The sequence below is a fragment of the Vibrio sp. RM-41-2B genome (assembly GCF_024744415.1).
In the GTDB taxonomy this organism is placed as follows: Bacteria; Pseudomonadota; Gammaproteobacteria; order Enterobacterales; family Vibrionaceae; genus Vibrio; species Vibrio diabolicus.
Genome location: NZ_JAMQWD010000053.1, coordinates 45,098 through 66,855, shown reverse-complemented (window position 1 = coordinate 66,855; position 21,758 = coordinate 45,098). Strand labels below are relative to the sequence as shown.

General features: G+C 46.4%; 20 protein-coding genes. 14 read left to right on the top strand and 6 right to left on the bottom strand.

Annotation, left to right across the window (positions count from 1 at the left end):
- Positions 1–143: 143 nt before the first annotated feature.
- The 11 genes from NB463_RS21910 to mgtE all read left to right on the top strand — a co-directional run bounded on the left by NB463_RS21910 (position 144) and on the right by mgtE (position 8,906).
- Entirely contained in the window at positions 144–1,109 is a 966-nt protein-coding gene (locus NB463_RS21910) for a calcium/sodium antiporter (RefSeq protein ID WP_005396236.1), read from the top strand.
- Between the two features lie 29 nt (positions 1,110–1,138).
- Positions 1,139–2,110 (top strand): arabinose-5-phosphate isomerase KdsD, encoded by a 972-nt coding sequence (gene kdsD / locus NB463_RS21905; RefSeq protein ID WP_047009142.1) that lies wholly within the window; start codon positions 1,139–1,141, stop codon positions 2,108–2,110.
- Between the two features lie 86 nt (positions 2,111–2,196).
- The gene (lptC, locus tag NB463_RS21900) at positions 2,197–2,760 is read left to right on the top strand and encodes an LPS export ABC transporter periplasmic protein LptC (protein WP_005396238.1); all 564 of its coding nucleotides are present in this window, start codon (positions 2,197–2,199) and stop codon (positions 2,758–2,760) included.
- The gene (gene lptA, locus NB463_RS21895) at positions 2,741–3,235 is read left to right on the top strand and encodes a lipopolysaccharide transport periplasmic protein LptA (RefSeq protein ID WP_005396239.1); all 495 of its coding nucleotides are present in this window, start codon (positions 2,741–2,743) and stop codon (positions 3,233–3,235) included. The genes lptC and lptA overlap by 20 nt, the downstream gene beginning before the upstream one ends.
- Before the next feature lies 1 nt (position 3,236).
- Positions 3,237–3,962 carry an LPS export ABC transporter ATP-binding protein gene (lptB, locus tag NB463_RS21890; RefSeq protein ID WP_005396240.1) on the top strand — a complete coding sequence of 242 codons (726 nt, stop codon included), beginning with the start codon at positions 3,237–3,239 and terminating at the stop codon, positions 3,960–3,962.
- A gap of 50 nt (positions 3,963–4,012) precedes the next feature.
- Positions 4,013–5,482, top strand: coding sequence for an RNA polymerase factor sigma-54 (locus NB463_RS21885; protein ID WP_005396241.1), 1,470 nt, complete (start codon positions 4,013–4,015; stop codon positions 5,480–5,482).
- A gap of 24 nt (positions 5,483–5,506) precedes the next feature.
- Positions 5,507–5,794: a ribosome hibernation promoting factor gene (gene hpf, locus NB463_RS21880; RefSeq protein ID WP_005381114.1), complete on the top strand. Its 288-nt coding sequence runs from the start codon at positions 5,507–5,509 to the stop codon at positions 5,792–5,794.
- Positions 5,795–5,796: 2 nt separating this feature from the next.
- Positions 5,797–6,243 (top strand): PTS IIA-like nitrogen regulatory protein PtsN, encoded by a 447-nt coding sequence (gene ptsN / locus NB463_RS21875; RefSeq protein ID WP_005381116.1) that lies wholly within the window; start codon positions 5,797–5,799, stop codon positions 6,241–6,243.
- Positions 6,244–6,257: 14 nt separating this feature from the next.
- Complete coding sequence (gene rapZ / locus NB463_RS21870; RefSeq protein ID WP_006742353.1) at positions 6,258–7,121, top strand: RNase adapter RapZ; 864 nt, start codon at positions 6,258–6,260, stop codon at positions 7,119–7,121.
- 2 nt (positions 7,122–7,123) lie between these two features.
- Positions 7,124–7,399 (top strand): HPr family phosphocarrier protein, encoded by a 276-nt coding sequence (locus NB463_RS21865; protein WP_005396244.1) that lies wholly within the window; start codon positions 7,124–7,126, stop codon positions 7,397–7,399.
- A gap of 148 nt (positions 7,400–7,547) precedes the next feature.
- A complete protein-coding gene (gene mgtE / locus NB463_RS21860; RefSeq protein ID WP_006742352.1) occupies positions 7,548–8,906 on the top strand; it encodes a magnesium transporter in 1,359 nt (452 codons plus the stop codon).
- A 62-nt stretch (positions 8,907–8,968) separates the two neighbouring features.
- On the opposite strand, the gene pmbA is transcribed toward mgtE, so the two are convergent.
- Complete coding sequence (gene pmbA / locus NB463_RS21855; protein ID WP_005396252.1) at positions 8,969–10,312, bottom strand: metalloprotease PmbA; 1,344 nt, start codon at positions 10,310–10,312, stop codon at positions 8,969–8,971.
- Between the two features lie 110 nt (positions 10,313–10,422).
- On the opposite strand from pmbA, the gene yjgA reads away from it, so the two are divergent.
- A complete protein-coding gene (gene yjgA / locus NB463_RS21850; RefSeq protein ID WP_005396253.1) occupies positions 10,423–10,950 on the top strand; it encodes a ribosome biogenesis factor YjgA in 528 nt (175 codons plus the stop codon).
- 88 nt (positions 10,951–11,038) lie between these two features.
- Here the strand turns inward: yjgA and NB463_RS21845 are convergent, their stop codons facing one another.
- Positions 11,039–12,001: a D-2-hydroxyacid dehydrogenase gene (locus NB463_RS21845; protein WP_258432469.1), complete on the bottom strand. Its 963-nt coding sequence runs from the start codon at positions 11,999–12,001 to the stop codon at positions 11,039–11,041.
- A gap of 93 nt (positions 12,002–12,094) precedes the next feature.
- Positions 12,095–12,847 (bottom strand): pseudouridine synthase, encoded by a 753-nt coding sequence (locus NB463_RS21840; RefSeq protein WP_104969831.1) that lies wholly within the window; start codon positions 12,845–12,847, stop codon positions 12,095–12,097.
- 342 nt (positions 12,848–13,189) lie between these two features.
- On the opposite strand from NB463_RS21840, the gene NB463_RS21835 reads away from it, so the two are divergent.
- On the top strand, positions 13,190–14,455 hold the full coding sequence (locus NB463_RS21835; protein WP_031780527.1) for an NRAMP family divalent metal transporter: 1,266 nt from the start codon (positions 13,190–13,192) through the stop codon (positions 14,453–14,455).
- Between the two features lie 108 nt (positions 14,456–14,563).
- Here the strand turns inward: NB463_RS21835 and rapA are convergent, their stop codons facing one another.
- The gene (gene rapA / locus NB463_RS21830) at positions 14,564–17,473 is read right to left on the bottom strand and encodes an RNA polymerase-associated protein RapA (protein WP_258432468.1); all 2,910 of its coding nucleotides are present in this window, start codon (positions 17,471–17,473) and stop codon (positions 14,564–14,566) included.
- A gap of 560 nt (positions 17,474–18,033) precedes the next feature.
- Between rapA and NB463_RS21825 the strand changes: the two genes are divergently transcribed.
- Positions 18,034–19,410: a PhoH family protein gene (locus NB463_RS21825; protein WP_258432467.1), complete on the top strand. Its 1,377-nt coding sequence runs from the start codon at positions 18,034–18,036 to the stop codon at positions 19,408–19,410.
- Between the two features lie 67 nt (positions 19,411–19,477).
- On the opposite strand, the gene tldD is transcribed toward NB463_RS21825, so the two are convergent.
- Both tldD and NB463_RS21815 read right to left on the bottom strand, forming a co-directional pair.
- Complete coding sequence (gene tldD, locus NB463_RS21820) at positions 19,478–20,923, bottom strand: metalloprotease TldD (RefSeq protein ID WP_047009150.1); 1,446 nt, start codon at positions 20,921–20,923, stop codon at positions 19,478–19,480.
- 11 nt (positions 20,924–20,934) lie between these two features.
- On the bottom strand, positions 20,935–21,756 hold the full coding sequence (locus tag NB463_RS21815; RefSeq protein ID WP_085344285.1) for a carbon-nitrogen hydrolase family protein: 822 nt from the start codon (positions 21,754–21,756) through the stop codon (positions 20,935–20,937).
- Between the last annotated feature and the right edge of the window lie 2 nt (positions 21,757–21,758).

The following is a 21,758-nucleotide window of genomic DNA, read 5'->3' as shown; positions in this document are numbered from 1 at the left end:
GAATTGCTGATTTAAATGAACGACATTTGCATACATTTTCGTTACTAACCTTTAATTTATTCGTCGTTTATCTTCCATTTTAGGCCGCAAAAGGTCAAAATTAGCGGTTATTCATTTTACTTATTTAATACTTAGGAATTCTCATGCTCGAAGCCGTAGCGTTGCTTATAGTCGGTCTTGTTTTGCTCGTATGGAGTGCAGATAAACTTGTTTTTGGTTCTGCAGCGATAGCCCGCAACGTCGGTATTTCACCTCTTGTCATCGGCATGACAATCCTTGCGATGGGCTCTTCTGCGCCAGAGATGATGGTTTCTGCAACGGCAGCCTGGGACGGAAAAACCGATACTGCAGTGGGTAACGTTTTAGGCTCAAACATCGCGAACATCGCGTTAATCCTAGGTATTACAGCACTCATCAAGCCTCTGTCGATTAGCTCCGCGGTCATCCGCCGGGAACTGCCATTAATGATTGCTGTAACAGTACTCGCCGGTATTCTGCTTTGGAATAGCCATCTCGGTTTTTATGAAGGTGTCTTATTGTTTGTACTCTTTGGGGCATTTTTATTTGCTATGTTGCAGATCAGCCGCAAAGAACAAAAATCAGGTGATGTTTTTCTTGATGACCAAGAGTCAGAGATCCCAGAAGGCGTCAGCAACCCTAAAGCGATCATGTGGGTGGTTATTGGCCTGATACTGCTTCCTTTGGCAGCAAGCATGCTAGTGGATAACGCGGTGATTATTGCAAAGTATTTTGGCATGAGCGATCTTGTCATCGGTCTGACTATCATTGCCATCGGTACTAGTCTACCTGAGCTCGCAGCATCGCTTGCTGGTGTTTTAAAAGGTGAAGACGACATGGCCGTCGGTAACATTATTGGCTCGAATGTGTTTAATATTCTGGCCGTAATGGGCATTCCTGGCATCATTAATCCATCGGTACTGAGTGAGTACGCGATGGGACGTGACTTCTGGGTCATGTTAGGCGTTTCACTGTTACTTGTCGCGATGTGTTTGGGTAAATCACGCAGTATTAACCGTATTGAAGGTGCAATCTTGTTTGCATGCTTCCTAGGTTATCAAGTGTACTTATTCGCAAACATGGCCGCTTAATTACCACGATAAATAAGTAGAGAACTGATATGTCCAATCAATTTGATTTTCGCGCTGCTGCTAAACAAGTTCTTGATATCGAAGTTGCTGCTCTGCAAGAGCTGGATACCTACTTTGATGATCAATTTGAGAAAGCGTGCGAACTGATCCTTTCCAACAGCGGCAAAGTAGCCGTTATGGGTATTGGCAAGTCAGGCCACATTGGTAACAAGATTGCTGCGACTCTGGCAAGCACGGGGACTTCTGCGTTTTTCGTTCACCCTGGCGAAGCTGCACATGGCGACTTGGGCATGATCAGCCCTGGAGATATTGTGCTCGCAATTTCTAACTCTGGTGAGTCAAACGAAATTCTGTCTCTATTTCCGGTATTAAAACGCCTGAACATCAAGATAATTAGCATGACAGGCAAGCCAGAATCCAATATGGCAAAACTGTCTGACTTGCACCTACAAATTACGGTACCTCAAGAAGCTTGCCCACTAGGGTTGGCACCGACCAGCAGTACCACGGCCACATTAGTAATGGGAGACGCATTAGCCGTAGCCCTACTTCAAGCGCGTGGTTTTTCTGCCGAAGATTTTGCCCTATCTCATCCAGGTGGCGCGTTAGGGAGAAAACTGCTGCTTAAGTTGTCTGATATTATGCACTTTGGAGAAGCGTTACCTAAAGTTTCTCCAAACGCATTGATTCGCGATGCCCTGCTTGAAATTTCAGAAAAAGGGCTAGGCATGACCGCTATCGTCGATGAACACGATGCTATGCTTGGTATATTCACCGATGGTGATTTACGTCGCACCTTAGACAAACGCATTGATATTCATACGACCGCGATTGGCGAAGTCATGACGACAAATCCAACCACAGCGCACCCTGATATGCTAGCGGTTGAAGGTTTGAACTTGATGCAGAATAAAAATATTAACGCTCTGATTTTATGTAAAGACGAAAAAATTGTGGGTGCACTGAACATGCACGATTTACTAAAAGCTGGCGTGATGTAATATCAGCACAAACATTTAAATCATTTATTACACAAATAAAGGCAATGGTCAGGGAAGTACTGAGCTAAACGATAGGCCTTCATTATATGAGTTTTACTCGCCTTATTTATTTGCTCTTGATCTTCGTTGTCGCATGGTGCGGTTATTACCTACTGACCCCAAAAGGCAACGACGCAATTCAAGTAGCACCAGATTCTGAACTGCCCATGTTCAGTGGTACTGGACTGGAAAACATCACCTATGGTGAAGATGGTGTCCGCAGTTACATCATCCGCTCCACGAACTTAGACCATTATGCTAAGAGTGGAGATACCATTTTTAATAACCCGACTTTGATGGTTTACCGTGAAGGTAGCGTCATTGAATGGAAGGTGACGGCCACAAGAGCCGTGTTAGATGAAGACCAAGTCTTAACGTTATATGACAAAGTCTTAATGCAAAATCTTCTGCCGGGTGCGAGTTTTGATACCATGGCAACAGACAAGTTAGTCATTAATCTAACCAATCGTGATTTTAAAGCTGATCAACAGGTCATGTTGGTTGGGCCACAATTTGAAACTACTGGAGGCGCAATGCAAGGCAACTTAAAGCAGCATACCGCAACTCTGACAGACGAAGTTCAAGGTCGATATGAAACCGTTACACCTTAGCCTACTGGCACTGGTATTGGCGGCGCCTCAAGCGCTGGCACTTAAGTCGGATACTCAACAACCGGTTTACATTAACTCTGACACCCAACAAGTGGATATGAAGAGTAACCAGGTTATTTTTAAAGGCGATGTATCTCTTAAGCAAGGTAGCATCAATATCGATGCTGATAGAATCGTGGTAACGCGCGATCCTAAAACCGAAGCCATCAAACAGATTCAAGCATTTGGTAAACCTGCGAAGTTTTCTCAGCTGATGGACGATGGTAAGACACTGAGTGGTCAAGCTGTGGAGCTGGATTACCGTATTTCTACAGACGAACTGACCATGAAAGGTCAAGCGCAACTGGCACAAGACAACAACACCATCAAAGGTTCTTCGATTCGTTACCAAATTGGTAAACAAAAGCTAGTCGCTGATAGCTCTAAGGAAGAGCGCGTTACGACCATTTTGCAACCCAATCAGATAGAGAACTAATATGGCAGTACTGAGTGCGAAAAACTTGGCGAAAAGCTACAAAAAGCGCAAAGTCGTAACCGATGTTAGCTTGGAAGTTGAATCTGGTCAGATTGTTGGGCTGCTAGGCCCAAACGGCGCAGGTAAAACCACCTCGTTTTATATGATTGTCGGCTTGGTGCCACGAGATGAAGGCACCATCACCATTGATGATAAAGACATCAGTATTCTGCCGATGCACAGTCGTTCGCGTCTCGGGATTGGCTACCTTCCGCAAGAAGCGTCGATTTTCCGTAAGCTGTCGGTAGAAGATAACATCATGGCTGTACTCGAAACTCGTCAAGAAATGACACGTGAAGAGCGCCAAGATAAGCTGGAAGATTTGTTAGAAGAATTCCACATTCAGCACATCAGAACCAGTGCGGGTATGGCACTATCAGGGGGTGAGCGACGCAGAGTGGAAATCGCTCGCGCTTTAGCAGCCAACCCTCAATTCATTTTGTTGGATGAACCTTTCGCAGGTGTTGACCCAATCTCGGTTAATGACATCAAGAAAATCATCGAGCATCTACGCGATCGCGGCCTCGGAGTGTTAATCACTGACCATAACGTGCGTGAAACACTGGACGTATGCGAAAAAGCCTATATCGTAAGCCAAGGGCACCTAATTGCATCGGGAACTCCGGCAGAAGTTCTCAATAATGAACAGGTGAAACAAGTTTATCTCGGCGAACAATTCCGTCTATGATTATATTAGGAACGGTAAGATTCTGAGCATTACAAGGTAAGTAACACTGAATGAAACCTTCATTACAACTCAAGCTAGGTCAACAGTTAGCCATGACGCCACAGTTGCAACAAGCGATTCGCTTACTGCAACTGTCGACACTCGATCTTCAACAGGAAATCCAAGAAGCATTGGATTCAAACCCATTATTGGAAGTTGAAGAAGGCCAAGATGAGCCTCTAGCAAACGGTGAAGATAAATCAGCGGTCGAGGCTGCTGATAGCAACAGTGCTAACGAACCAGCAGACATTGACGTTCCAGACAGTTCAGACGTAATTGAGAAGTCAGAGATCAGCTCTGAACTTGAAATCGATACCACTTGGGATGACGTCTACAGCGCGAATACCGGTAGCACTGGCTTAGCTCTTGACGATGATATGCCCGTCTACCAAGGCGAAACCACGGAATCATTGCATGACTACCTAATGTGGCAGCTTGACCTGACACCATTCAGTGAAACCGATCGTACGATTGCATTAGCGATTATTGACGCTGTTGACGACTACGGTTACCTAACCCTATCTCCCGAAGAAATTCATGAGAGCTTCGATAACGAAGAGATTGAGTTAGACGAAGTAGAAGCCGTTCGTAAACGTATTCAGCAGTTCGATCCACTCGGTGTGGCATCACGCAACTTACAAGAGTGCCTACTGCTACAGCTAGCGACTTTCCCAGAAGACACACCGTGGCTTGCTGAAGCCAAAATGATTCTTGCGGATCATATTGATCACCTAGGGAACCGTGATTACAAGCTCGTCATCAAAGAGACTAAGCTGAAAGAAGCCGATCTCCGTGAAGTCCTCAAACTTATCCAGCAGTTAGATCCTCGTCCCGGTAGCCGTATCACACCGGATGATACCGAGTACGTAATTCCAGATGTGTCCGTTTTTAAAGACAACGGCAAATGGACCGTTTCTATCAACCCAGATAGCGTTCCAAAATTAAAAGTAAATCAACAATATGCTCAATTAGGCAAAGGCAATAGCGCGGATAGCCAGTACATCCGCAGCAATTTGCAAGAGGCAAAATGGTTAATTAAGAGCTTAGAGAGTAGAAACGAGACGCTACTCAAAGTTGCAAGATGTATTGTTGAACATCAACAAGATTTCTTCGAGTATGGTGAGGAAGCCATGAAGCCAATGGTACTAAATGATGTAGCCTTGGCAGTGGACATGCATGAATCCACGATTTCTCGTGTAACAACACAAAAATTTATGCATACACCACGTGGCATTTTTGAATTGAAGTACTTCTTCTCTAGCCATGTTAGTACTGACAACGGCGGAGAATGTTCGTCAACAGCAATTCGCGCACTCATTAAAAAACTGGTCGCAGCAGAGAATACTGCTAAGCCATTGAGTGATAGCAAGATTGCTGCTCTTCTGGCTGACCAAGGGATTCAGGTCGCAAGACGTACGATAGCCAAATATCGAGAATCCTTGGGAATTGCCCCTTCAAGTCAGCGTAAACGCCTATTATAAGGCACTAACTGAAAAGGAAAGTCTATGCAAATCAATATTCAAGGCCATCACGTTGATCTTACCGATTCAATGCAAGACTATGTAAATTCTAAGTTTCAGAAGCTCGAAAGGTTCTTCGACCATATCAATCAAGTACATGTTGTACTAAAAGTTGAAAAAATCACTCAAATCGCGGAAGCTACGCTTCATATAAATCAAGGCGAAATCCACGCATCAGCTGATGACGAAAATATGTATGCCGCGATCGATTCGCTGGTAGATAAATTGGTTCGCCAACTCAATAAGCACAAAGAAAAACTAAACAGTCATTAATCATGCAACTGAGCGAAATACTGTCATTGGACTGCACCAAGAGTGCGGTCCACTGCACGAGTAAAAAACGCGCCCTTGAAATGATCAGCCGCATCGTGGCTGATCAAACGGGCCAAGATTCTACCGAACTGTTCGAGTGCATGCTCAACAGAGAGAAAATGGGCAGTACTGGTATCGGAAACGGTATTGCGATCCCACACGCTAGAATGCAATCGAGCGACAAGGCTATTGCTGTCTTGCTGCAATGTGATGAAGCAATTGAATTCGATGCGATTGATAATCGACCTGTCGACCTTCTTTTTGCGCTCCTTGTACCAGAAGAACAGTGCAAAGAGCACCTCAAGACTCTATCCTCTATGGCAGAACGTCTGAGCGATAAGCAAGTATTGAAACTACTGCGCAATGCTCAGAGTGATGAAGAACTTTACGACATCATGATTCACCAATAAGCAGGACGGACATCATGCGACTAATCGTGGTTAGCGGGCACTCTGGTGCCGGTAAGAGTATTGCGCTGCGCGTACTGGAAGACTTAGGTTATTACTGTGTTGATAACCTCCCAGTGAATTTGCTGGACGCATTTGTTCACTCTGTTGCTGACAGCAAGCAGAATGTTGCGGTAAGCATTGATATTCGCAATATCCCTAAAAAGCTAAAAGAACTGACTGGTACACTGGAGCAGTTGAAAACAGAGCTTGATGTGACCGTGCTTTTCTTGGACGCCAATAAGGAAACGCTACTCAAACGCTACAGCGAAACACGCCGAATCCACCCTTTATCTTTAGGTGGCACCTCTCTCTCCCTTGACCAAGCCATCGAGCGTGAGAAAGAAATTTTAACACCACTTAAAGCGCATGCCGATCTTGTACTGAACAGCAGCGGACAATCTTTGCATGAGTTGAGTGAAACCGTGCGTATGCGTGTTGAAGGCAGAGATCGCAAAGGGCTTGTTATGGTATTTGAGTCTTTTGGCTTCAAATATGGCCTGCCTTCCGATGCCGATTACGTATTCGACGTTCGCTTCTTGCCCAACCCACATTGGGAACCAGCGTTGCGCCCACTTACGGGTTTGGATGCCCCTATCGCCGCATTTTTGGAGCAGCATCAATCGGTGTTAAGTTTGAAATACCAAATTGAAAACTTTATAGAGAATTGGTTACCTCTGCTCGAGAAAAACAATCGCAGCTATTTGACCGTTGCAATAGGTTGTACCGGTGGTAAACACCGTTCGGTGTACTTAACTCAGCAAATCGGTGAGTACTTCGCCAATAAAGGACACCAAGTGCAAATTCGCCATACCTCACTAGAGAAAAACACTAAGGAGTAGCTGTGGAGTTAAGTCGTAAAGTATTGATTCAAAATCGCCTTGGCTTACATGCTCGCGCAGCCGTCAAACTGGTCGAACTGGCCCAGAGCTTTGAAGCGGTCATCACTATCGATAATGAAGAAGACAAAACCGCCACAGCAGACAGCGTAATGGGTTTATTAATGCTTGAGTCTGCTCAAGGACAGTACGTCACAATCCACGCTGCGGGTGAGCAAGCAGAAGAAGCACTGGATGCCGTTTGCCACTTAATCGAAGATAAATTTGATGAAGGCGAGTAATTTACTCGCTTTTTTATTACCTCTCACTCCCCTTCCCCTGACTGCGCCAATAAATAAATTTGCTTAGTATCATAAGTTGTTATTAAAAGGCGCCTAGAATTAAGTTATTATTCAACGCATTGTAAATATCAGGAATTGGGAGGAATGAATGGCAGAGCAAATTGAATTCGACCAAGCTCACCAAGCCCTCCAAGAAGTCACAGAAGCGCTAGAAAATGGCCGCTTCGTCCATGTTCGTCGTCAGTTACAGGACATGGAACCTGAGGATATCGCTCACCTTTTAGAAGCCTCTCCACGAAAAAGCCGTGAAGTTCTCTGGCAACTCACCGACCCTGAAGACTACGGTGAAATCCTCGACGAACTGAACGAAGACGTCAAAGATAGTCTCGTATCCAAAATGGCACCAGAAGCGCTTGCAGAAGCGACAGAAGGCATGGATACCGATGACGTGGCTTATGTACTGCGTAGCTTGCCAGACAACCTGTCACGCGAAGTCCTGTCGCAAATGGACTCCTCTGACCGTCTGCGTGTCGAAACCGCCCTGTCCTACCCAGAAGACACTGCAGGTGGACTGATGAACACCGACGTTATCACGATTCGTGGTGACGTAGATGTGGACGTGGTTTTACGTTATCTGCGTATGAAAGGTGAACTACCAGAAGCAACGGATGCACTTTATGTCATTGATGAAGAAAGCAAACTGATTGGTGAACTACCCATTACTCTGCTGATCACGACCCAGCCTGATGTCAAAATTGTCGACATCATGGAAGATGCTGACGAAGCGATCACTGTCGATACCAGTGATTCAGATGTTGCTAGTCTGTTCGAACGTCGTAACTGGGTCTCTGCTCCTGTCGTAGACGAGAATCAGCATCTCGTTGGCCGTATCACTATCGATGACGTAGTTGACGTTATCCGTGAAGATGCCGAACACTCGATGATGAGTATGGCAGGTATGGACGATGACGAAGATACCTTCGCACCCGTTGTAAAATCAGCTCGCAAACGTAGTATCTGGCTTGGGGCCAACGTGTTGGCCGCACTAGCTGCCGCTTCTGTTTCTAACATGTTTGAAGCCACGCTAGACCAGATGGCGGCCATTGCCGTATTGATGACGATTGTTCCTTCCATGGGTGGTGTCGCTGGTAACCAAACCGTCGCACTAGTGATTCGTGGTCTTGCTCTTGGTCATATCGGTGACTCGAACAAACGAGAACTGTTGATGAAAGAAGCCTCGATCGGTTTACTCAACGGCATCATGTGGGCGCTGATTATTGGCGGCATTGTTGTCGCTTGGAAAGGTAACTGGATGCTAGGAGGAATCATTTCCGCCGCGATGCTGACTAACTTATTGGTCGCTGGGGTTGCCGGAGTAACGATTCCAATCCTCTTAAAGAAAATGAACATCGACCCAGCTTTAGCTGGTGGTATGGCGTTAACGACCGTAACGGATGTAATTGGTTTATCAGTATTCTTAGGGCTTGCCACAATACTGATTACCTAACTGCAAAAACTAAAAAGCCTGATGAGCACATCAGGCTTTTTTTAATTCTGAATTAGGAGAACTTACTCACCCGCAACTTTCATCGCATCCAGTAAGATTGAACCCGTTTGAATTTGCGAGCGCGTTTCAACGTCGCTACCTACGGCAACAATCTTATTGAACATGTCTTTTAGATTACCAGCGATGGTAATCTCCGATACTGGGTATTGGATTTCACCGTTCTCAACCCAGAAGCCTGCAGCACCGCGAGAGTAATCACCTGTTACCACGTTCACGCCTTGCCCCATCACTTCTGTCACTAACAAACCAGTGCCGAGCTCTTTGAGCATTTGTTCGAAGTTTTGACCAGTCGATTTCACGTACCAGTTATGGATGCCACCAGCGTGACCTGTCGGCGCCATCTTCATTTTACGTGCGGCATAACTGGTTAACAGATAAGTTGCTAGCACACCGTCGGTAATGATCTCACGGTCTTGAGTGTACACACCTTCACTATCGAATGGACTTGATGCCAAACCACGCAATACATGCGGACGTTCTGAGATATTGAACCATTCAGGAAGCACTTGTTTGCCTAGATGGTCAAGTAAGAAAGAAGATTTTCGGTACAGGTTACCACCGCTGATCGCCATAACGAGATGGCCAATCAAGCCTGTCGCAACATCAGCCGCAAACATGATTGGGTATTTACCTGTCTTTAGGCGCTGCGCATCTAAGCGGTTAATCGTATTCTCTGCAGCCTTACGACCCACTGTTTCTGGTGTCCATAAGTCATCGCGATGACGTGCCACTGTGTAGCTGTAATCACGCTCCATTTCGCCATTTTGACCAACGCCAATCACACAACAGCTGGTACTGTGGCGGCTAGACGCATAGCTTGCTAATAAGCCATGGCTGTTACCATACACTTTTACACCGTAGTGGCTATCATAACTCGCGCCATCACTTTGTTTGATTGCACTGTCATAACTTAACGCTTCTTTCTCAGCGGCGATCGCCACATCGGCAGCATAATCGGGATCAGGGGCGTCTGGGTGGAAAAGATCAAGCTCAGGGATCTCTTGCACCATGTATTCTTTGGCTGCGGGCCCTGCAAATGGATCTTCAGATGTGTAATGCGCAATATCCAGCGCCGCAATAACGGTTTGCTCGATAGCAGCTTCACTTAAATCAGACGTGGAAGCACTGCCTTTACGTTGACCTCGGTAAACGGTAATGCCCAGCGCACCATCGCTGTTGAACTCGACATTTTCTACCTCGCCCATGCGAGTAGATACACTTAAACCAGTGCTTTTGGTAATTGCGACTTCGGCGGCGTCAGATTTTGCCGATGCAAGCTTTAAGGCTCTTGCGACGGCTTGCTCTAGCTCGGTACGTTGCTCAGCAACCTGCTGTTTAATATCCATTGTCTTTCACATCTTGTCTTTGATGAACAATAGGATAACAAGAATTTCGCTTTCTCCCCACGATTCTTGTTAAAATAGTCATAATATTAATCAAAACACAGGCAACTGAAATGGCACGTAAGAATCAAAAAGCGCCATGGGAACCAGAAGAAGAGATCATCTGGGTAAGCAAATCCGAGATGAAGCGAGACATGGAAGAACTGCAAAAGCTAGGTGAGGAGCTTGTCGGCCTCAAACCTGCAGTTCTCGAAAAGTTTCCATTGAGCGAAGACCTGCGAGAAGCAATTGCAGACGCACAACGCTTTAAAAACGAAGCACGTCGTCGCCAATTACAACGTATTGGTAAGTTGATGCGTTATGAAGATCCAGAGCCAATCCAAGCGGCGTTGGATAAGATTCGTAACAAGCACTCTCAATTAACGGCGGTATTCCACAAGCTTGAAGCTCTGCGTGATCGCGTGGTGGAAGAAGGTGACAAAGCCATTGATGACGTAATGGAAATGTACCCAGAGGCGGATCGTCAGCGTCTACGCCAATTGGCTCGCCAAGCAGCCAAAGAGAAAAAAGCAGGGAAACCAGCAAAAGCGTACCGCGAAATCTTCCAGATCCTAAAAGGTCTGAACGAAGAAGAGTTTTAATTCGACGGTTCGATTCCAACGAGCATTCAATTAACGAAAAAAAGCAGACATGATGTCTGCTTTTTTATCTTTTACTTAAATGTCAGCGTTACACCAAGCGATTAATACGCTCTCCGCGCTCGAAAGCGTTAATGTTCTCAATCAAGATTTCCACTAAACGTTGAATCGATGAGTCGCTGCCCCATGCAACATGCGGTGTAAGTAACAAATTAGGTAAACCCATATTGGCAATCAGCGGATTGCTCTCATCAGCTGGTTCTTGGGTAAAGACATCAAAGCCAGCCGCAGCGATTTCTCCCTGCTTTAGGGCATCCACCAGCGCTTCCTCATTAACCAAGCCTCCACGCCCCGTATTAATTAGAATGGCGTTGGACTTCATTTGTTGCAACTCTGCTTGACCAATTAAATTCTGAGTATGCTCGTTGAGCGGACAGTGCAAAGTCAACGCATCAGAACGTTTCAACACTTCCTCAAGCGGTACATAACCAGGTCGACATTCCGGTGCACCTTTACGCTCAGCAAAGATCACCTGCATGCCTAGCGCATTAGCTAACTGTGCTGTCGCTTGCCCTAAAGCGCCGCTGCCAATAACACCTAGTGTGCTACCACCTATATCCCCGATTGGGTGCGTAAAAAAGCAGAACTGCTTATTACGCTGCCATTCGCCAGCAGCAATATCTTGATGGTAACCAAATAAATTTCGGCGTAAAGCAAACAGCATCGCAATCACGTGCTCAGGCACCGAACGCGTCGCGTAACCACGTACATTGGCAACCGCAATATCCTGCTTAGCACAGTAGTCCACATCGACGTTGTTAAAACCAGTTGCGGCAACCGCGATCATCCGCAATTGTGGTAGTTGCTCTAATACATTTTGGTCAAGCAGGACTTTATTGCTAATCACGATATCTGCATCTGCTAACCTTTCTATTACCTGCTCTGGCGCGGTTAAGTCGTACTCACGCCAGTGGTGCTGAAAGCTAGGTCGTGGGATCTCAATATGTTCTGGGATGGTCGCTCGGTCCAAAAATACGATGGTCGGCAAAGACATAACAACTCCTTGTTCACGGCTGAAAGACAGGATACATCAACCACAGTAACGAAATAGCGAACTAGAAAGAACCGTTGTTGACTGCGGTTGGCATTAAGGGTGTGGCAACGTTTTATAATCAGGCAATGTACGTTCTGGCGAAAAATAGTTAAAGATCGCCGCCTCGGCTTCAGGATAAAAGTCACAAGGTACAAAAATACTACTCAGCTGATCCGTGGCTGGGTGATAAAAACTTAGCTCCGCAGCGTGCAGCTCTAAACGTTCTGAAAACTGATACGCCTCTTCACTTGCATAAAATTCATCACCCACAATTGCATGACCAATCGCCATCAAATGCACGCGCAACTGATGCGATCGACCAGTAATGGGCAGTAACCGCACAACGGTCGTATGGGTGCCATCTGGGTGCACTTCACGCTTCACCACTTGGAATAAAGTTTGAGATGGTTTGCCGTCGTCGAAGCATACTTTTTGTCGCGGACGATTTGGCCAATCACAAATTAATGGAAGATCAATATTCCCTTCTTGCGGCTCAACATGCCCCCAAACACGTGCGTAATACACCTTGTGGGTGAGACGATATTGGAACTGCTTTTTTAATGCTCGCTCCGAAGGTTTGTTTTTCGCCAGCAGCATCAACCCTGATGTCGACATATCCAAGCGATGCACTACTTGGATTTCTGGATGCACTTCCTTGAGGCGGCTCCACATGCTGTCGTAATGCTCTGCAAGTCGACCAGGAACAGACAGTAACCCAGATGGCTTATTCACTGCCAGAATGTCGTCATCCTCAAAAACGATATCGACCCAAGGATCGGTGGGAGGGGTATATTCAAGCATTGCCATGGGAGATCTCTACAAAATAAAAACGCCGCGATTATATACCCAAATAGCACCCAAATGCAGGGTGATGAAGAAAAGTTCAAACCAATAAAACAAAGTCAATCCTTTAGCATAAAAACTAAAAATAGCACGTTGTAAATTTAGTTTGACAACAAGACGCATAACTGAATAGAGTGCTAGATGCACACAGCATGATATTCGCAAAGAATACTTAAAATAAATACATCAAAACACAGCATTTAAAAGACATTACCGTTGCGCAGTATAGGGCGAGCGCTCAGCTTGTCATGTACTGCGGTATGTATCTCTTTAGAAAGGTACATAAGATAAAAAGGACAATAAGCAATGGACTCCGCCGTTATAGATAAACCCCAATCCAAACTTTCCTTATTTTTTCGTTCGTTAGGCCCCGGCATATTAATGGCATCTGCTGCGGTGGGTGGCTCTCACCTCGTCGCATCAACCAAAGCTGGTGCGATTTATGGCTGGCAACTGGCGGCGCTGATTCTGCTCGTAAACCTGTTTAAATACCCTTTTTTCCGAGCGGGTGTACAGTACACCATGGGGACAGGGCTCACCTTGGTTGAGGGCTACGCGAAATTAGGTCGGCCTTATCTATGGCTATTTCTATTTCTGAGCGTGGTCTCAGCCGTAATCAATACCGCCGCTTTGTTGATGTTTAGTGCTAGCTTGCTGGGCTACTTCATTCCGTTTTCACTATCAATGGCATCACTCAGTATCATTGTGATTGTCACCTGCCTGATCATATTATTTGCTGGCCATTACAAAGCGCTCGATACGCTATCTAAGGTGATCATGTCGGTGTTAACCATCGCGACTTTACTTGCCGTTTCTATCGCCTTTGGTAACCCTGTTGAGCAAGTGGCCAACTTCGAGCCACCGTCACCTTGGTCGATTGCGGCAATTGGCTTTATCGTCGTAACAATGGGCTGGATGCCAGCACCGATAGAGATCTCCTGTTTAACCTCTGCATGGCTAAAACGCCAATCAAGCCAGCAAGAAGTAACGTACCGCTCTGCTCTATTTGACTTTAATGTCGGTTATATTGGCACGGCTTTTCTTGCCATTATCTTTGTATCGTTAGGTTCTTTGATGCTCTATGGTTCTGGCGTTGCACTTGAAAGCTCAGGCGTTGGCTTCTCCCACCAATTAGTTGGCTTATATGCGGCGACGATTGGCGAATGGTCTCGCTATTTGATCGCGGTAATTGCGTTTTTCTGTATCTTTGGCAGCACGATTACCGTTATTGATGGCTACTCACGCGTTATTTCTGACTCTCAACGTCTACTACGCTCACAACCAGACACTAACCCTAAAGCCACATCAGCGATCATGCTGGTGGTCGCCTTACTTGCATTAGGTATTGTGGTTTTCTGGGCTTCTGCGTTATTGCCTATGCTGAACTTTGCGATGATCCTCGCCTTTATGACCACGCCATTCTTTGCTCTGCTAAATTACACATTAGTGAGCAAAACCGAGTTACCTGAACCTTTGGCTGTTGGACCTAAATTGAAGTGGTTGTCGATTGCAGGCCTGATTTACTTGTTTGGCTTCTTGGCTGTATTTATCTGGTGGAAATGGTTGATGTAAATGAGTTAGCTATGAGTGAGTAATGCATTCTGCATAAAGAAACTAAACCGCAAATAAAGAAAAAGGTCTTCAACTGAAGACCTTTTTTAATGAGCAATAAAAACTTACTTAGTTGTGGCTTACCACAATCAAACGTAGCGAGTCGAGCTGCACTTGAGCTTGGTTGATGTAACCAGTGAGTTCCTTAATTTGTGCATCAATGGCTTCAATTTCTTCGTCACGAATATTTGGGTTTACCGCTTTCAGTGCTTGCAAACGCTCAAGTTCTGCATTCAAGCTATGCTGCATATCTTGATGAGCTTGCTTGCGTACTTCCTCAACCTTCGCTTCGATAAGATTGTCCCCCGCTTCGATCAAGCGGTGTACGTCTTTCTGTACCGACGTGACCAACTTGCTGCCTAAGTGACGGTTTACAGGGCTGAGCTGGCGGTTAAAGCTTTCAAATTCCACCTGAGCAGACAAATCATTACCACGCGAGTCCATCATCAAACGGATTGGCGTTTTCGGTAAAAATCGCGCGATACCACTGCGTTTTGGCGCTTGCGCATCTACCGCGTAAATCAACTCAAGAAGAATGGTCCCGACTGGTAACGCTTTGTTTTTCAATAGAGATACCGCAGACGTACCCACCCCTTCACTCATCAGAAGATCGATACCACCCTGGATCATTGGGTGCTCCCAACTGATAAAGTGCATGTCTTCACGAGATAAAGCCGTATCACGATCAAACGTGATCGTCGCTCCTTCGTATGGCAGGCCTGGATAGCTTGGTACCATCATGTGCTCAGATGGGGTCACAATCAGTGCGTTTTCACCTTTATCGTCTTGGTTCAAGCCAATCGTATCAAAAAGAGAAAGTGCGAAGGTGACCAGATTGGTATCACCGTCGGTTGATTCAATTTTCTCAACGATTTGTTGAGCTTTTTCTCCGCCATTTGAATGCATTTCTAACAGGCGATCACGGCCTTGCTCCAATTGGGATTTCAGCTCTTTATTCATTTTTGCTGACGCTTCAATGATCTCATCTAGCGTACTGGTGTCACCAGAAGCAAGGATTTCAATCAGATCATCAGAGTACTTATCGTAAACGGCACGGCCTGTTGGGCATGTTTCTGCAAAAGCGTTTAAACCTTCATCAAACCAGCGAGCAAGAATGGCTTGCGAGGTACCTTTCAGGTAAGGAATATGAATGTCGATGTCGCGGTTCTGGCCGATACGGTCCAAACGACCGATACGTTGCTCAAGCAAGTCAGGGTTGAACGGCAAGTCAAACATGACTAATTGGTTGGCAAACTGGAAGTTACGGCCTTCAGAGCCGATTTCACTACAGATAAGAACCTGTGCACCACCTTCTTCTTGCGCAAAGTAAGCGGCTGCTTTGTCACGCTCAAGAATCGACATACCTTCATGGAAGACGGTCGCACGAATGCCTTCACGCTCACGCAGTGCTTGCTCCAATTGCAGAGCCGTACTTGCACGAGAGGCAATCACCAGAATTTTCTCGCTGCGCTTCTCTTTTACCTTTTCAAGTAACCAATTCACGCGCGAGTCAAACTGCCACCAGCTTGCATCATCGCCTTCAAATTCTTGGAAGATCTCTTCTGGGTAAAGGTTCTTCATTGCACGTGCTTCAGAACTCATCTTACCGCCGATCATCCCAGCAACACGCATTGACGTGGTGTATTGCGGTGGAATATCCATTGGCATCAGGTGCACGTTACGCGCAGGGAACCCTTTGATAGCCGCACGTGTGTTACGGAACAGAACTCGTCCCGTACCGTGACGATCCATCAAGTTGTCGATCAACTCTTGGCGCGCTGACGCTTTAGCTTCTTCGTCAGTCTCACTCTCGATTATGCGGAAAAGTGGTTCTACGTCTTGTTCAGACAACAATTCAGTAATCTGGTTTTTCGCTTCATCAGGCAATTTTTCACCAGAGAAGAGTGAAGTAATCGCATCCGCTACAGGCGCGTATTGCTCTTCTTCCTCGACGAACGCTTCGTAATCGTAGAAACGGTCAGGATCCAGCAAACGCAGACGAGCAAAGTGGCTCTCACGACCAAGCTGTTCCGGCGTTGCCGTCAGTAACAACACTCCAGGAGTACGTTCAGCTAAACCTTCTACCACTTGGTATTCACGGCTCGGTTTATCTTGGCTCCACTCAAGGTGATGCGCTTCATCGACAACTAATAGGTCCCATTCGCCTTCCAGTGCTTGTTCAAAACGCTTGCGGCTCTTGCGTAGGAAGTCTAAAGAACACAGCACGTATTGCTGGGTATCAAATGGGTTTTCTGCATCCGCAAATGCTTCGATACAACGCTCTTCGTCAAAAATAGAGAAATGCAGGTTGAAACGACGCATCATCTCAACCAGCCATTGATGCTGCAGTGTTTCAGGTACCACAATCAAAATACGTTCTGCACGGCCAGACAGCACTTGCTGGTGAATGATCATGCCCGCTTCGATGGTTTTACCCAAACCCACCTCATCCGCCAACAAGACGCGTGGCGCGTGACGACGGCCAACTTCGTGCGCGATGTAAAGCTGATGAGGGATCAAACCTGCACGCATACCACATAGGCCACGCATTGGGCTCTTATGCTGCTCAAACTGGTTGGTTAGCGCACGGTAACGCAGAACAAAGTTGTCCATACGGTCGATTTGACCGGCGTACAACTTATCTTGAGGTTTGTTAAAACGAATTTGGTTACTAAGGAAAATCTCACGCAGGACGACGGCGGTTTCTTGCGTGTCTTCACGAGTACCGAAATAGGTGTATAGACCTTCATCTTCCAGTACTTCTTCAACTTTTAGAGACCAACCTTCTTGGCAGTCGATGACATCACCAACGTTAAAGGTGACTCGGGTAACAGGTGCATCGCTACGTGCGTAAACTCGGTTTTCCTCTGACGCTGCAAACATCAATGTCACAGTACGAGCATCCATTGCTACAACGGTACCTAAACCTAAATCGCTTTCCGTATCGCTAATCCAGCGCTGCCCCAAAGCAAATGTCATGAATTGACTACCTCGTTATTAGTTCTTGATTCGTGTTTCTCGTTGGTCTACTCATGCCCGTAGGCATGGGTAATAGTTTAGATCTGATTCTGGCTTCTGCTATGCCGATAGCATTCGTCATTCCAGTATGAACTGAGTATTTTTAAGCCAGCTCAACATGATAAATCGGACGTAGCCTATACGCAGAAAAAGGTCGCTAATCTTACTTGAAGCTGTGATTTAGGTCACGCCGAAACCGCATCAAGCGGAAACTTTTTTTCCCAAACTATAAATGCAATCAAATTGTAAAATACTCATGCCAATTATTAAGTTGTAGAACGTAAATATTACGTATACTTCTAGTGAGGGGCGTTTAAAACCATTGCATATGATTTAAGCGCGTTAGTACACGATTAGGATCAACACGGGTTTGCAGTAAGTTGTCTTGCTACTCGGTTGCACACTAACCGACATCAGCCCGACAACCTCTATTGCAAGCAATCAGAGTTAGGCCGCTTCACACCTATTTGAGAACGACCTAACCACTCGCATGCAGAGCCGTATTACGGCAAGGAGACGCTATGGGCGATACCGTTCGGAAACTGTTTGTACTTGATACCAACATTCTTCTTCATGAACCCTTTGCCATCTTCTCTTTCCAAGAACACGATGTCGTTATCCCCATGACCGTGTTGGAAGAACTCGACCGAATCAAAGACAGCAAACGCGATGTCGCAAGAGACGCTCGCGTGGCTATTCGCGCTTTGGAGGATTTGTTTAAAGAAGCAACGCCCGATGAAATTTCTGAAGGTATTCCTGTTTCTAAAGACAGCCCCGACCAAGGCACCATTTCCATTTTGGCGGATTTTGAACTGCAGGAAACCGTCAAAGCCTTCGCCGACAAAGCCGGTGACAACCGCATACTCAATGCGGTGCTTTATCTGCAAAACAAACGAGCACCACGTGAAGTGGTACTGATCACGAAAGACATTAACATGCGTCTGCGCGCCAAAGGCGCTGGCGTACGCTTTGTTGAAGACTACCGAACCGATCAACTAATTGACGACATTCAATACCTCACCAAAGGTTTTCAACTGCGTGAGGGGGACTTCTGGAGTGATATTGAGGAAGTGGAAAGTTATGCGCTGGGCGGAAAAACCTATCACAAGCTCAGTCGTGAGCCTTTTGAACCAACCTTTATTAACCAATATGTGATTGATGAAGACAGCGACTTTGCTGGCCGCGTAGAAACCATCAATGAAGACAAATTAACGCTACTCGACCTGAGCCGCGAACGCATGATGCACCGTAAGGCTTGGGACATCACACCAAAAAACATCTACCAAGGAATGGCGTTGGATGCCTTACTTGACCCGGATATTGACCTGGTGATTTTAACCGGTGCCGCTGGTAGTGGTAAAACGCTATTAGCCATGGCAGCAGCACTGGAGCAAACCATTGAAAAAGGCATGTTCGATAAAATTATCGTGACGCGTAACACGCCAGACATCGGTGAATCCATCGGCTTCCTACCCGGCTCAGAAGAGGAGAAAATGATGCCGTGGTTAGCGGCGGTGACCGACACCTTGGAAGCGCTACATAAACACGATCACTGCACTGAAGGCTCATTGAAGTACATCTGCGATAAAGCCAATATTCAGTTTAAATCGATCAACTTTATGCGTGGCCGTTCTATTCAAAATGCGTTTGTGCTGCTTGATGAGTGTCAAAACCTCACCGCTTCACAAATCAAAACCATCATCACCCGCTGCGGCGAAGGAACCAAGATCGTCTGCTCCGGTAACTTGGCGCAGATTGACTCCCATTACCTCACCCCAGTGACCTCTGGTTTGACCTACATGGTTGAACGCTTCAAGAACTTTGAAGGCAGCGCGAATATTCACCTTAACGGCGTGGTTCGTAGCCGCTTGGCAGAGTTTGCCGAAGAGAACCTGTAGTCGACATCGACTCACAAAAACAAAAGAGCGCTCTAATGAGCGCTCTTTTTAAGTCGGTTAGATGCGGTTACTCAGTACCACCCACCGTCAGTGAATCCAATTTCAAGGTCGGCTGACCAACGCCAACTGGCACACTTTGACCAGCTTTACCACATACGCCAACGCCCTTGTCGATACTTAAGTCGTTACCAACCATCGACACTTGCTGCATAGCTTCGATACCAGAGCCAATCAACGTCGCACCTTTAACAGGGCGCGTAATTTTGCCATTTTCAATTAAGTACGCTTCCGATGCGGAGAACACAAACTTACCCGAAGTAATGTCCACCTGACCGCCACCAAAGTTTGGCGCATACAACCCTTTCTCGACCGTCGAGATGATTTCTTCTGGCGTATGTTCACCTGGTAGCATGTAGGTGTTGGTCATACGCGGCATTGGTAAATGTGCATAAGACTCACGACGACCGTTACCTGTTGGGTTCACACCCATTAACCGCGCGTTTAGCTTGTCTTGCATGTAACCTTTCAGCACACCATTTTCGATAAGCGTGTTGTACTGGCCGTTTACCCCTTCATCATCCACATTCAGTGAACCACGAAGGTCTTTTAATGTACCGTCATCAACAATGGTACACAGTGAAGACGTCACTTGTTGACCCATTTTGCCAGAGAAAACCGAAGATTCCTTACGGTTAAAGTCACCTTCTAAGCCATGACCTACCGCCTCATGTAGCAATACGCCTGGCCAACCTGAGCCCAATACCACTGGCATCATGCCTGCTGGCGCGGCTTCTGCTTCAAGGTTAACCAACGCCATGCGAATCGCTTCGTCTGCATAATGGAAAGCTTGTTTCACACCATTGCTTTCCGTTAAAAAGAAATCGTAACCAAAACGGCCACCGCCACCAGCGCTACCTCGTTCACGTCGTTCACCTTTTTGAGCGAGCACGCTAATAGACAAACGTACCAAAGGACGAATATCGCCTGCATAAGTACCGTCTGTTGCCGCAACAAGCATCTGCTCATGCACACCGCTGATGCTGATCGAGACCTCTTTAATCAATGGTTCTTTAGTGCGGATGTAAGCATCTAGAGACTTAAGTAATTCTGTTTTTTGCTGCTTTTCCCATTCAGCTAGTGGATTCACAGCCGCGTAGTACGCTTGGTTCTCCGTACGTTTAAACGCATGAACTTTGCCATTTTGCCCTTGCTGAGCAATACCGCGCGCCGCCATTGCACTCTGCTTCAGGCCTTCAGGCTGGATTTGATCAGAGTAGGCAAAGCCTGTTTTTTCGCCAGTTACGGCGCGGACACCAACACCACAATCAATGTTAAAAGAGCCATCTTTGATGATGCTGTCTTCTAGAACCAGAGACTCATGCCAGCTGGACTGAAAGTAAATGTCCGCATAATCGATCTGGCGCGTCGCAATGCTGGCAAGCGTGTCAGCAATGTCTTGTTCTGTCAGACCATTTGGGGCAAGGAGTGCCTGTTCTATTTGGTTTGTGCTCATAGTTAGCTCTTTTATTTCCGTCTCAATTCATTTTGAAAGCGACTGTGTTGAGTCAGCGGCATATTCTGCCTTACTTGTTGGCTTTGTGACAAATCTATCTCTGTCACCAATAAGCCTACTTCATCCTGAAGCTGCTTATGGATACGTCCCCAAGGGTCAACGACCATCGAGTGTCCCCATGTTTTTCGTCCACATGGATGCGTTCCAGTTTGTCCGCTTGCCAAAATCCAACATTGTGTCTCAATCGCTCTAGCTCGCAATAATACTTCCCAGTGAGCTTGCCCCGTCACAGCGGTAAACGCAGCAGGCACCACAATGATATCCGCGCCTTCTTGGCGTAATACTTTATAAAGCTCAGGGAAACGAAGATCGTAACAGATGCTCAATCCAACGCTGCCGATATCGGTTTCCGCCACGACTATTTGATTACCCGCCATAAACGTGTCCGACTCACGATAACTACCATAACCATCGGCTACATCGACATCAAACATATGCAGTTTGTCATAGTGAGCAATGCATTTACCGTGCGGCGGCAATACAAGCGTTGTGGTCGTGACACCTTTTGCGGTTTGAATGGGCATGCTTCCGACAATCAGTGTTAACTGGTTCTTTCTTGCGATTTCAGAGAGCCGCTGTTGAATCACGCCACTCCCAAGTGGCTCTGCATGTTGATGGTACGCTTCGCGGTTGGCAAACAGCACCGTATTTTCAGGGGTAAGGACAAGCTTGGCACCTTGCTTACTCGCCAAAGCACACTGTTTTTCAATAAAGTCCAGATTCGCGGTGATATCTGGACCCGATGTCATTTGAATAATGCCAACACGTTCCATGT